This window comes from Arthrobacter sp. SE2 (genome assembly GCF_058244265.1).
In genome coordinates this window covers 127,253-139,114 of the sequence record NZ_JBZAYA010000012.1, presented here as the reverse complement: position 1 = coordinate 139,114, position 11,862 = coordinate 127,253, and the positions used below count along the sequence as shown (strand labels likewise).

The window sequence follows — 11,862 nt, the reverse complement described above, 5'->3', positions numbered from 1 at the left end:
ATGCCAATCGAAAATTCATCCGAAGAGCACCCATCCTTCAATTGAGCCATACCTAGCTGGGCGTTCACAGGGTGATTGCCCGGTACCAACTGTGGGCCCGTCTGCGCCGAAACGGCGGGCCAAATGCAGGAGGCCCGGCCCCAAAGGGGACCGGGCCTCGCGCATCAAACAACCAGGATTAGTGGCTGTGACCTGCGTGCTCGTCTTCCTCGGCCGGCTTCTCGACAACCAGGGTCTCGGTGGTGAGAACCAGGGCTGCGATGGATGCGGCGTTCTGAAGCGCGGAGCGGGTGACCTTGACGGGGTCAATCACGCCGGCGGCGATCAGGTCCTCGTACACACCGGACTTCGCGTTGAAGCCGTGGTTGTCTTCCAGCTCGGCAACCTTGGCGACGACGACGTAGCCGTCGAAGCCGGCGTTCTGGGCGATCCAGCGAAGCGGCTGGGTCAGGGCCCGGCGGACGATGCCGACGGCGGCAGCCGCGTCGCCTTCCAGTGCCTTGACGGCAGCGTCCTCGTCCAGTGCCTTGAGGGCGTGGATGAGGGCGGAGCCACCACCGGAGACGATGCCTTCTTCAAGGGCAGCACGCGTGGACGACACTGCGTCCTCGATACGGTGCTTCTTTTCCTTGAGCTCGACCTCGGTGGCTGCGCCGACCTTGATCACGCCGATGCCGCCTGCCAGCTTTGCAAGCCTTTCCTGCAGCTTTTCCCGGTCCCAATCGGAGTCGGTGCGGGTCAGCTCTGCACGGATCTGGGCGACGCGGGCTGCGACGTCCTCGGGAGTGCCGGCGCCGTCAACGATGGTGGTGTTGTCCTTGGTGACGGTGATCCGGCGGGCGCTGCCGAGGACCTCGAGGCCAACCTGGTCGAGGGACAGGCCGAGCTCCGGGGAGACAACCTGTGCGCCGGTCAGTGTGGCAATGTCCTGCAGCATGGCCTTGCGGCGGTCACCGAAGCCCGGAGCCTTGACGGCAACGACGTTCAGGGTGCCACGGATACGGTTCACGATCAGCGTGGACAGTGCCTCGCCGTCGATGTCCTCGGCAATGATGAAGAGCGGCTTGGCAGCCTGCAGGGCCTTCTCGAGAAGCGGTAGGAATTCCTGCAGCGAGGAGATCTTGCCCTGGTTGATAAGGATGAGCGCGTCTTCCAGAACAGCTTCCTGGCGTTCCGCGTCAGTGACGAAGTACGGGGACAGGTAACCCTTGTCGAACTGCATGCCCTCGGTGAGGACCAGTTCGGTCTGCGTGGTGGAGGACTCTTCGATGGTGATGACACCATCCTTGCCGACCTTGCCGAAAGCCTCGGCAAGGAGCTCGCCAACCTCATCGCTCTGGGCGGAGATCGCGGCAACGCTGGCAACCTGGGTGCCTTCTACTTCGCGGGCGTTCTCAAGAAGGCGGGCAGCCACGGCCTGGACCGAAACCTCGATGCCGCGCTTGATTTCGCCAGGGGCGGCTCCGGCGGCAACGTTGCGCAGGCCTTCCTTGACGAGTGCCTGTGCCAGTACGGTGGCCGTGGTGGTGCCGTCGCCTGCGACGTCATTGGTCTTGGTGGCGACTTCCTTGGCCAGCTGCGCACCAAGGTTCTCATACGGGTCGTCGAGTTCGACTTCGCGGGCGATCGTCACGCCGTCGTTGGTGATGGTGGGAGCTCCCCACTTCTTGTCCAGAACGACGTTGCGGCCACGCGGGCCAAGGGTGACCTTGACGGTGTTGGCGAGCTTGTCAATGCCTGCTTCGAGCGAGCGACGGGCAGCGTCGTTAAACGCAAGCTGCTTTGCCATGGTTGTGTCCTTTCAAGACGGAAAACCCGCACCGCTGATTCGACCGGAAGAAGTCCGACTTGATCTGCGATGCGGGATCCAGGGAATTACTTAACGACGATCGCCAGAACGTCGCGGGCGGACAGAACGAGGTATTCGTTGCCGCCGGTCTTGACTTCAGTTCCGCCGTACTTGGAGTAGATGACGACGTCGCCAACGGTTACGTCGACGGGCACGCGGTTGCCGTTGTCATCGAAGCGGCCGGGGCCAACTGCAACAACTTCGCCTTCCTGCGGCTTTTCCTGTGCAGTGTCCGGGATGACCAGGCCGGAAGCCGTGGTCTGCTCTGCTTCGAGCGGGCGGACAACAATGCGATCCTCGAGAGGCTTAATGGAGACCGACACTCGGATCTCTCCTTTACGTGAGGTAGTACATGGACTATCAAACCAGGGGTGCCGTGGCGGGCTTACCGTCGTCGCGGTGCCGGTAAGTGCCTGGCGGCATGATTAGCACCCGCCTAGGGAGAGTGCTAATCAAGACTCTATGTAAGCATTAGCACTCGGTCAAGGCGAGTGCCAGAATTCCGTCACGGGTGAACGTCCGATGGCGGCTTCCGGCTCACACGCTTATTGCCCGGCGAGGTCGTCGAAGTCAACGTCCTCGCCGTCGTCGTACTCTTCCGTCTGCGCGGTTCCGCGGTTCAGATAGAGCACTACGCCGCTCGCGAGCGCGACGACGCCGAACACCACCAGCCCGACGATCGCTCCGATGCGGGCACCGGTGTAGGTGTCACGGATGTCCCGGGCCTCATCCGTGGCGTCCTGGACGCTCTTTCCGGTCATGGAGTAGGTGGCCGCGTTGAAGGAGTCTAGGAAGAAAATAATGATCAACAGCGCGATGCAGACAATGGCAATCAGGGCACCCACGATGAGCGCAGGACGGGCATACTTGGAGAGATTTCCGGCGAAGGGACGTTTATCGGGGACAGAGGGAGATCCATTGGCGTCGTCAGGCTGGCGTACTGGGTTGTCTTCCATGGCATCAACCCTATCCGCCCGAGCGCTCCCGGATCCCTCCCGACCCCGTATGACGAGCGAGCACTAGGCTAGTTCCCATGGCTGACACACCCCAGGAACAGATCGCCCCCTTGCTGACAACGGAAGGTTGGGAACTGCTGGCGTCCTTGGGACCGTACCGCGATGACGAAGCCTTCGCCCTGAATGCCCGCCTGCGCAAAGACGGCCACTCCCCTGCGCTCGTTGCCGCCGTCCTCACCCAATCCAGGCTCCGCACCCGGGCCGAGGCCAAGTTCGGCGAATTCGCCCGGCAGATGCTCTTCACCCAGGCCGGCCTGGAGCAGGCCACCCGGCTCAATGTTGCGGCCAGGCATGCCGAACGCTTCGCCAACGCCGGCACGCAGCACGTCGCGGACCTCGGCTGCGGGCTTGGAGCAGATTCCATGGCCATGGCCTCCATGGACATCAAGGTCACCGCCGTGGAGCTCGACGAGACCACCGCAGCCTGCGCCACCATCAACCTCATTCCGTTCCCGCACGCGACGGTAGTGCACTCCGACGCAACCTCGGTGCCCCTCGACGGGGTCGACGGCGTGTGGCTCGATCCGGCGCGACGCACGACGTCGTCGTCGGGAACCAAAAGGATCTGGGACCCCGAGGCGTTCTCGCCGCCGTTGTCCTTCGTTGAATCATTGGCCGCCACGGGCAAGTCCGTCGGGGTCAAGATGGGTCCGGGAATGCCGCACGAATCGGTTCCAACCGGCTGCGAGGCACAGTGGATCTCGGTGGGAGGGGACGTCACGGAAGTCACGCTGTGGTTCAACGACGTCGCCCGTCCCGGCATCCGCCGCGCTGCCCTGGTGCTTGGGCCACAGGGCGCCGCCGAGATCACCAGCGGCGAAGATTTCGACGGCGGCCCGGTGCCCGACGTCGGGCCCGTGGAGGGATACCTTTACGAACCGGATGGCGCGGTGATCCGCGCGGGCCTGGTGGCCGACGTCGCGCTCCGGCTCGGTGGCCACCTGGTGGATCTACACATTGCCTACATTTGCGCTCCGGAACTGGTGGAGACCCCGTTCGCCCGCGCCTACAAAGTTTTGGAAGTCATGCCGCTGAACGTCAAGGCACTCAAAGCCTGGGTGAAGGCCAACGGCGTCGGCGTCCTGGACATCAAGAAACGCGGCACCTCCGTTACCCCCGAAGAGCTGCGGAAACAATTGCTGCCGGCCGGAAAGAACTCGGCTAAAGCCCGCGGCAACAAAACAGCCACCTTGGTCCTCACCAGGATCGGCGAGGAAAAGGTTGCTGTTGTGGTGGAACCGGTAACGGCTGCCTGAACCGGCCTGCGGCGCCCTATTGGGCGCGCGTGAACTCCTCGGCTGCGGCCACTTGCTCCGGCGTCGGCGTGATGCCCGTGTAGAGCACGAACTGTTCAAGGGCCTGGATGGTGGCTACCTCGGCGCCGCTGATCACGGTCTTTCCTGCCGCGCGGCCGGCCTTGATGAGCGGCGTCTCTGCAGGGAGGGCGACGACGTCGAACACCACCTGCGCGGCCGACACCGCTGCTTCGGGGAAGGACAGCGAGCCGGACTCGGGACCGCCCGCCATGCCGATCGGTGTGACGTTGACGAGCACGTCCGCCGTCGACTCCCCTACTTCTGCCTGCCAGCCGAAGCCATAGAGCCCCGCGAGGGCTTGTCCGGGCTTTTCATTCCGGGCAACCACCGTGACGCGGGAGAAACCGGCGTCGCGGAAGGCAGCCGCAGTGGCCTTGGCCATGCCGCCGGAACCCCGGAGCAGCACGGACGACGCCGGGTCGATCGCGTTGCGCTCGATCAACTGGGCGATCGCAGTGTAGTCCGTGTTGTAGGCCGTGAGTACGCCGGTGTCGTTCACGATCGTGTTGACCGAGTCGATAGCGGCGGCTGAAGCGTCCATGCGGTCGACAAGGGCGATGACGTCTTCCTTGTAGGGCATCGAGACGGCGCAGCCGCGGATGCCCAGGCCGCGCACGCCGGCGATCGCGTTCGGAAGGTCGGTGGGAGCGAAGGCCTTGTAGATCCAGTTCAGGCCAAGCGCCTCATAGAGGAAGTTGTGGAAACGCGTTCCGTTGTTGCTCGGCCGGGCAGAGAGAGAAATACAGAGCGTCATGTCTTTATTGAGGATCGGCATAACGGGGCTTCCTTCGCGTAGCGGGTTCTCTGCCCAGCCTAGACGGGGAGCTAGCCTTGGCGCGCCTTGAAGCGCGGATTCAGCTTGTTGATGACAAAGGTGCGGCCGCGCCGGCGGACCACTTGCGCGCCGGGGATCTTCTTGAGGGCACGCAGCGAATTCCTGACTTTCATGGGGTTCTCCTTCTGGGGTTTTGACTTGTTTGATTGCGGTTTTGTTCCACCGAGGCTGAAGCCCGGCTAAAGGGTGGATTCGAGTTCAAAAGGGTCCTCGAGTCCGGCGAAGCCGATCCGCATCTCCGCTTCGCTCAGCGCGCATCCGTCCAGGAGTGCCCGGATTTCGGCGGCGTCGAGGTCCTCCCCTCGTCCAGTCACGGCCAGCACCGTGCCCCGGTCGCCGAAGCGGGGATGCCAGTCAAGGACGGCGTCGACGTCGGGGAGTCCCTTTCCGTGCTGCGGGCCCTCGCCGTCGAGGACAGTGCCGGTGCCGGTGCCGGCGTCCGCGAGCCACTCGCCTGTGCTCTCGAGCCAGACGCGCGGCCCGATTCCCTGCACCGCGATCCGGACCTTGGCCGCCGAGGCAATCCACAATCGGCCCCGCATCCAGTGGGATCCCTCGGCCAACTTGGGCAGTGCTTCCTGGAAGCGACCTGGATGAAGGGGACGCTCCACTTTGTGGAGCACGGTCCGGAAACTCCCCGACCCTTCCTCGAGCGGCACTCTCACGGAACCACGACGAACCCTCGCAAAAGCCTCGGCGCCGTCGTAGCAGCCGGGCCGGAAGTCGTCGTCGCTCGCGGAAACGGCGGCGTGCGGAGCAAGCTGCCCGAGCAGTTCCAACCCCTGGGCCCAGGCCTCGCTTGAGTCCGGGCGCAAGCCTGCCAGCTCCGCCCCAAGACCGGCGTGCACCATGACAGTGTCCGCGTGCCCCAGTTCCCCGATAAGGAATTCTCCGCTGGTGCGCTCATCCTCGGGCATGGCAGTGAAGCCGGATTCATACAGCGTGTGCTTGTCCCAGATGTGGTCTTCCAGTCCGGAGGGATCGATCGCCAACACGGCGTTGTCGATGACGGCGGGCCGTCCCAGGCCGCGCTTGAGTTCCGCCACCGCCATGTCCACCGAGACACCGGGCGGCAGGCCCAGGACGATGTGGTCATGGCCGGAGGACGCGAGGCGTTCCGCCGTCGGGACAACATCCAGGCGGACCGTGCAGCTGAGGCAACCGTGTTCCAAAGGGGTTTGCGCCTGCTCCAGGAGCTCGCCGTTGCGGAAGATCCTTCGCAAGACGATGGAGCCATCCAGGAGGTCGTGCAGGACCACCACCGAATCGCGGTGGGTCCGCCCAAGCCTGGCGGTGGCTGCTTCGCGGCATTGGCTGTCCAGTGAGCTGACAACAGAAAGATGCATGCCTCATCTTAGATGCAAATCATTCTCATTAGCAAATGAGTTTGTTTTCCTTTTTACCTCGCGGTACCCATCATGCGGTACCGTACCGCCCCTGCATTAGACTTGAGCCAACCGCTGACGGCCCCACGGCGGGCATTGCTCAGGGCGTTTTTGGCAAATACCGAGGGGACCCACGTGCAGATTGATTTCGCTTCATCCAGGCAGTCGACCCTGGGGGTGGAATGGGAGCTCGCGCTCGTCAACGCACGCACGGGCGAATTGGTCTCGGTGGCGAATGAGGTCCTGCGGGGCGTGGCATCGCGGCACCCCGACTTGAACGAAGACGACGAGCATCCGCACATCAAGCGGGAATTGCTCCTGAACACCGTGGAACTTGTCACTGGCGTGTGCAACACCGTCAAGGAAGCCAAGGAAGACCTGGCCCGCTCGCTTCAGGCCGTCAGGGAAGTCACCGACCCCATGGGTGTCGAGCTTTTCTGCGCCGGAAGCCATCCTTTCAGCCCGCCGCAGCTTCAGCCCGTCTCGGACAAAGAACGCTATGCCAAGCTCATCGACCGCACCCAATGGTGGGGACGGCAAATGGTCATCTACGGAGTCCACGTCCACGTCGGCCTGGACCGCCGGGACAAGGCGCTCCCCATCCTCGATGGGCTCGTCAACTACTTCCCGCATTTCCAGGCATTGTCCGCCTCGAGCCCGTTCTGGGGCGGGGAAGACACTGGCTATGCGTCACAACGCGCCCTCATGTTCCAGCAACTGCCCACGGCCGGACTGCCTTTCCAGTTCCCCAGCTGGGCCGAATACGAGTCCTATGTCCAGGACATGTTCACTACTGGAGTGATCGACACCCTGTCTGAAATCCGCTGGGATATCCGTCCCGTACCGAACTTGGGCACCATCGAGATGCGCATTTGCGACGGCCTGGCCACCCTCGAAGAAGTCGGCGCTGTTGCAGCCCTGACCCAATGCCTGGTGGACGAGTTCTCCACGATCCTGGACAACGGCGGCAGCATTCCGACCATGCCGCCGTGGCATATCCAGGAAAACAAGTGGCGCGCCGCCCGTTACGGCATGGAAGCGATCATCATCCTCGACGCCGAGGGCAATGAGCAGCTCGTCACTGAGCACCTCAAGGAAACGCTGCTGCGCCTGGCGCCTGTCGCGGAAAAGCTGGGTTGCTCGGCGGAACTGGCCGACGTCGAAAAGATCATCGCCCGTGGAGCAGGCTACCAGCGCCAGCGCCGCGTCGCCGCCCAGCACGACGGCGATCTTCACGCGGTCGTCCAGGATCTCGTGCAGCAAATGCGGTCCGTTCCGACCGCCTAGCCTCCGGCCGTATAGCCGGCCGCCGGGTTCCCGCGCCTACACCGAAACGGTGGTCACCGGCAGGGAGGAATCCGGAGCGAACGTGACGCCGCTGGGAGCGATTCCCGCCATGATGAGCTGCGAGCCCAAGGCCGCCACCATGGCACCATTGTCGGTGCACAGTGATAGCGGCGGAACATACAGGGTGATCCCCGCAGCGGCGCAGCGTTGCCCTGTCAGCTCACGGAGCCGGGAGTTGGCTGCAACCCCGCCGCCCAGCAGGAGATCCGTGATGCCGTTCTCCCTGCAGGCCAACACTGCCTTGGACGTGATGACGTCCACTACCGCCTCCTGGAACGCGGCGGCGATATCGGCGACCGGAACATCCTCGCCCCGGGCTTCGAATTGTTCAACGCAGCGCGCGACGGCAGTCTTGAGGCCGCTGAAGGACCAATCGTAGCGATGGGGTCCGGGTTCCTCCGCGGTTCCCATGTACTTGGGTTGCGAAAGTCCGCGCGGGAAGCGGATGGCCTTGGCGTTGCCCTGCTTGGCGAGTTTGTCGATGGCCGGTCCGCCCGGGTAGCCAAGGCCCAGGAGCCTCGCCACTTTGTCGTAGGCCTCCCCTGCGGCGTCGTCGATCGTGGAGCCGAGCATCTCGACGTCGTCGGTGATGCTGCGGATGCGCAGGATTTCCGTATGCCCGCCGGAAACGAGCAACGCACCGAGGTTTTCCGGCAGCCGTCCGCCCGGACCGGGTCCCCCAGTGCCGCCGGCGGCGCCGTCAAGGAGCCCGACGCCGACATGGGCCACCAAGTGGTTGATCGCGTAGAGCGGCTTGCCCGTGGCAACAGAGAGGGCCTTGGCGGCGCAGACACCCACCATGAGCGCGCCGGCCAAGCCAGGCCCGGAGGTCACGGCGATGGCGTCGATATCGTCGAGCGTCACCCCTGCCTCGTGCAAGGCCTCCTGCAGCGTGGGTACGAAGGCGTCCAGGTGCGCACGGGAGGCGATCTCCGGAATGACGCCGCCAAAACGGACATGCTCATCCATCGAAGAGGACACCGTATTGGTCAGCAGCGTGGTGCCCCGGACAATGCCGACGCCGGTTTCGTCGCAGGAGGACTCGATCCCCAACACGATCGGCTGGATGGTGGCGGGGTGGTTCATGCCGGTGTTCCTTCAGTCAATGTCAGCCTCATGATGAGGGCGTCCGTGCCGTCCCGGTAGTAGCGCCGACGGACGTGGATCTGCTCGAAACCGAAGCGCACGTAAAGTGCCTGAGCTCGTGGATTGTCGGCACGGACCTCCAGGAGCACTTCCAGCGCGCCGCGCCGTCGGGACTCTTCGATCAGTTCCGTGAGGATGGCGGAGCCAATTCCCCTGCCTTCGAATTCGGGCACGACGGCGATCGTCTGCACGTCCGCGATCGGTTCGATGCACATGAGCCCGGCGTAGGCCACAATCTGCCCATCGGCCTCGGCCACGACATAACGGCGGGTATCAACCTGGGCAAGTTCGTCGAAGAACATCTGCATCGGCCACGCGTCCACCGGGAAGAGCCGGCGCTCCAAGACCTCGACCGCGGTGACATCGTCGGCAGTCATGTCGCGTAAGGTCACGCCGTCGAGCTTGAACTGGTACGAGGGGTTCACAGGGCACGCTTTCTAGGGCCCGGCACTTGCGCGTCGGATTCCCGCAAATACAAGGGTGTGGAATCCGGCAGTTCCGCTCCGGCCGCCAGGAGGGCCATGGCGAACTGACCCAACGAGGCGGCGTCGGGCTGGGTGGTGCTGAATTCCTCGTTCGCGTTGACCACGTCCGCGTAGATGCCGCCGCCGGCACCGAAGACGGGAAGATCGGGCAACTCCGAGGCGAAACCGACGTGCGGACCGTCCACGAGTTGCGGGAGCTGGCCATCGTTGAGCGTGTAGCGCGCCCAGTAGACCTCTTTGCGACGCGCATCCGTGGCCACCAGGAACTCGGCCTGCGCCTCCGTTGACTCGGCCACTTCCAATGCGATCGCATCCAGACTCATGAGACCGAAAAGGGGTTTGTTCCAGGCAAATGCCAAAGTGCGGGCGGTTGCAATCCCTGACCGGAGGCCCGTGAACGGCCCAGGGCCGACGCCGGTGACGATGAGGTCGATGTCCGCGCCGCTTACACCGGCGTCTGCCAAGAGCTTCTCAATGCCGGGCGCCAGGACCTCGGCGTGGCTGCGGGTGTCCTCGGTGGCGAAAGATTCCAGCACGCCTTCCATGGCATCGTCACAGATGAGTGCCGCACTCGCCACGGCTGAAGTATCAATGGCCAAGATCAGCATCAGGCGTTCTCCTCCAGTATTTCGGGCACGGCGCTCCAACGAGGGCCAAAGCCGCGGAAAACGATGGTGCGCGGTTCGTCGTCGTCCTCCGGGTCGAAGTCCAGCACGGCGTCCTGGCCTGCTTCATGGCGCGTTGCCGCCCTCTCCGTGCCGCCCACCGTCCGGTGCATTTCGATGTCCAGGCGACTATCCGAAAGGTGTTCCACGCGCTCGCGCCCCCACTCGACCACTGTCACGGAGTTGTCCATGGTGTTTTCGAGGTCGATGTCGTCGATTTCCGCGGCGGATGCCAACCGGTAAGCATCAACGTGGACCAGATCGGGGCCGCCGGGCCGGGGTCCGTCCGGCAGGTTGGGGTGGATGCGCACCAGGACAAACGTGGGCGAGATGACGCCTGCACGGACACCCAGTCCCTCGCCGAGTCCCTGCGTGAAGGTGGTCTTGCCGGCACCGAGTTCGCCTGTCAGAACCAGCAGGTCACCGGGTTCAAGGACCCCGGCGAGCGCCGAGCCCAAAGCGTGTGTCTGCTCCGCCGTCGCGACCTTGACGGTCCGTTCCCACAACGCATCACTCAACGGGGTCTGGTCAATCGAGGCCCCGCTCACCGGACATCCGCCCCCGGAGTCTCATTGATGTAAATCCGCGGCACGCGTGGGCTGATGCGGGTGACAATCTCATAGTTGTTGGTTCCCGCGGCGGCTGCCCAGTCGTCCGCCGTCGGGCCGCCGTCGGCGCCGTCACCGAACATGACAGCTTCGGCGCCCAGCCAGCCGGCTTCGTCCGTCACCGCGTTCCCAAGGTCGATGACCATCTGGTCCATGGCGATCCGACCCACAACGGGATAGTTGACTCCGTTGACCCGCACCGGTCCGCCGGTGGCGACGCGCGGCACGCCGTCGGCATAACCGAGCGGGATCAGGCCCAAGGCACTCTCGCTGGACGTCCGGTAATTGAGTCCGTATGACACCCCCTGGCCCTCCGGCACCCGCTTGCAATTGGAAACGAGGGTGCGCACTGTCATGGCCGGGCGGAGACCAAGTTCCGCGGAGTTTTGCCCTTCGAAAGGGGACAGCCCGTAAAGCCCGAGCCCCACGCGGACGAGGTCGAAGTGGGCATCCGGGCGCGAAAGCGTGGCGGGAGTGTTGGCCAGATGCCGGACTTCGGTGTCCACTCCGGCGTCCTCGGCCACGGCAATTGCTTCCCGGAAGGCTGCCAACTGCTCATCGGTCTCGGGACGGTGCGGTTCATCTGCCACGGCCAAGTGCGAGAAGATGCCCACCACGCGCAGGAGGCCCTCGTCCTGGTACTCCATGGCCTGGCCCACCAATTTGTCCCATTGGGCGATGGTGGAGCCGTTGCGGCCCAGGCCGGTGTCCACCTTGAGGTGGATGCGGGCCGGTCGTTCCTGTTCCCGTGCCGCAGCGACCACCGCGTCCAGCTCCCAGCCGGATATCCCGACGTCGACGCCGGCCGCGACTGCCGCCTGGAAGTTGCTTTGGGTGGTGTGCAGCCAGGCGAGCATGGGGGCGTCAATTCCAGCAGCGCGCAGCGCCAAAGCTTCCGAAATATGGGCAACACCGAGCCATCGGGCGCCGGCCTCAAGGGCTGCCCGCGCCACCTGCACCGCCCCGTGCCCATAGGCGTCGGCCTTGACCACGGCCATGACGTTTGCGGGCGAGGCGATAGCCACGAATTGGCGTACGTTGTGCCGGATGGCGTCCAAGTCGATGACGGCTGATCGTTCGAGGACCGTTGCCGAACCCGATTTCGTCGAGGGCTCGAAACTGGCAGCTGCTTCGTAAGTCACCCTCACGATTCTAGTGCCGCGACGACGTGTGGGTTGACTGGGGGTGAGCGAGCTGACCGGGGTGAACG

The 11,862-nt window shown here is 64.3% G+C and carries 13 protein-coding genes; 2 read left to right on the top strand and 11 right to left on the bottom strand.

Features of this window, described 5'->3' with window-relative positions:
* Positions 1–178 precede the first annotated feature (178 nt).
* The 3 genes from groL to AC4CS3_RS16935 form a co-directional block, all read right to left on the bottom strand.
* Positions 179–1,789 carry a chaperonin GroEL gene (gene groL / locus AC4CS3_RS16945; protein ID WP_284756252.1) on the bottom strand — a complete coding sequence of 537 codons (1,611 nt, stop codon included), beginning with the start codon at positions 1,787–1,789 and terminating at the stop codon, positions 179–181.
* An 86-nt stretch (positions 1,790–1,875) separates the two neighbouring features.
* The gene (gene groES / locus AC4CS3_RS16940; protein ID WP_028265041.1) at positions 1,876–2,172 is read right to left on the bottom strand and encodes a co-chaperone GroES; all 297 of its coding nucleotides are present in this window, start codon (positions 2,170–2,172) and stop codon (positions 1,876–1,878) included.
* A 222-nt stretch (positions 2,173–2,394) separates the two neighbouring features.
* Positions 2,395–2,805: a hypothetical protein gene (locus AC4CS3_RS16935; protein WP_441411935.1), complete on the bottom strand. Its 411-nt coding sequence runs from the start codon at positions 2,803–2,805 to the stop codon at positions 2,395–2,397.
* A gap of 77 nt (positions 2,806–2,882) precedes the next feature.
* On the opposite strand from AC4CS3_RS16935, the gene AC4CS3_RS16930 reads away from it, so the two are divergent.
* On the top strand, positions 2,883–4,121 hold the full coding sequence (locus tag AC4CS3_RS16930) for a THUMP-like domain-containing protein (protein WP_490784413.1): 1,239 nt from the start codon (positions 2,883–2,885) through the stop codon (positions 4,119–4,121).
* A 16-nt stretch (positions 4,122–4,137) separates the two neighbouring features.
* Here AC4CS3_RS16930 and AC4CS3_RS16925 read toward each other — a convergent pair whose 3' ends face one another.
* The 3 genes from AC4CS3_RS16925 to AC4CS3_RS16915 form a co-directional block, all read right to left on the bottom strand.
* On the bottom strand, positions 4,138–4,956 hold the full coding sequence (locus tag AC4CS3_RS16925; RefSeq protein WP_490784412.1) for a shikimate 5-dehydrogenase: 819 nt from the start codon (positions 4,954–4,956) through the stop codon (positions 4,138–4,140).
* Between the two features lie 50 nt (positions 4,957–5,006).
* On the bottom strand, positions 5,007–5,129 hold the full coding sequence (gene ykgO, locus AC4CS3_RS16920; RefSeq protein ID WP_184740519.1) for a type B 50S ribosomal protein L36: 123 nt from the start codon (positions 5,127–5,129) through the stop codon (positions 5,007–5,009).
* A 66-nt stretch (positions 5,130–5,195) separates the two neighbouring features.
* Positions 5,196–6,362 (bottom strand): GTP-binding protein, encoded by a 1,167-nt coding sequence (locus tag AC4CS3_RS16915; protein WP_490784411.1) that lies wholly within the window; start codon positions 6,360–6,362, stop codon positions 5,196–5,198.
* Positions 6,363–6,536: 174 nt separating this feature from the next.
* Here AC4CS3_RS16915 and AC4CS3_RS16910 point away from each other — a divergent pair, with 174 nt between their 5' ends.
* Positions 6,537–7,688: a glutamate--cysteine ligase gene (locus tag AC4CS3_RS16910; protein WP_441411931.1), complete on the top strand. Its 1,152-nt coding sequence runs from the start codon at positions 6,537–6,539 to the stop codon at positions 7,686–7,688.
* Between the two features lie 36 nt (positions 7,689–7,724).
* Here the strand turns inward: AC4CS3_RS16910 and tsaD are convergent, their stop codons facing one another.
* From tsaD to alr, 5 genes are read right to left on the bottom strand one after another with little or no spacing between them, the layout of a single operon-like run.
* Positions 7,725–8,834, bottom strand: coding sequence for a tRNA (adenosine(37)-N6)-threonylcarbamoyltransferase complex transferase subunit TsaD (gene tsaD / locus AC4CS3_RS16905; protein WP_490784410.1), 1,110 nt, complete (start codon positions 8,832–8,834; stop codon positions 7,725–7,727).
* Complete coding sequence (gene rimI, locus AC4CS3_RS16900; protein ID WP_490784428.1) at positions 8,831–9,271, bottom strand: ribosomal protein S18-alanine N-acetyltransferase; 441 nt, start codon at positions 9,269–9,271, stop codon at positions 8,831–8,833. Before rimI ends, tsaD begins: the two co-directional genes overlap by 4 nt.
* Positions 9,272–9,315: 44 nt before the next feature.
* A complete protein-coding gene (gene tsaB / locus AC4CS3_RS16895; RefSeq protein WP_490784409.1) occupies positions 9,316–9,987 on the bottom strand; it encodes a tRNA (adenosine(37)-N6)-threonylcarbamoyltransferase complex dimerization subunit type 1 TsaB in 672 nt (223 codons plus the stop codon).
* Positions 9,987–10,562, bottom strand: a complete 576-nt coding sequence (tsaE, locus tag AC4CS3_RS16890; protein WP_490784427.1) for a tRNA (adenosine(37)-N6)-threonylcarbamoyltransferase complex ATPase subunit type 1 TsaE — start codon at positions 10,560–10,562, stop codon at positions 9,987–9,989. The genes tsaB and tsaE overlap by 1 nt, the downstream gene beginning before the upstream one ends.
* A 26-nt stretch (positions 10,563–10,588) precedes the next feature.
* A complete protein-coding gene (gene alr / locus AC4CS3_RS16885; RefSeq protein WP_490784408.1) occupies positions 10,589–11,794 on the bottom strand; it encodes an alanine racemase in 1,206 nt (401 codons plus the stop codon).
* Between the last annotated feature and the right edge of the window lie 68 nt (positions 11,795–11,862).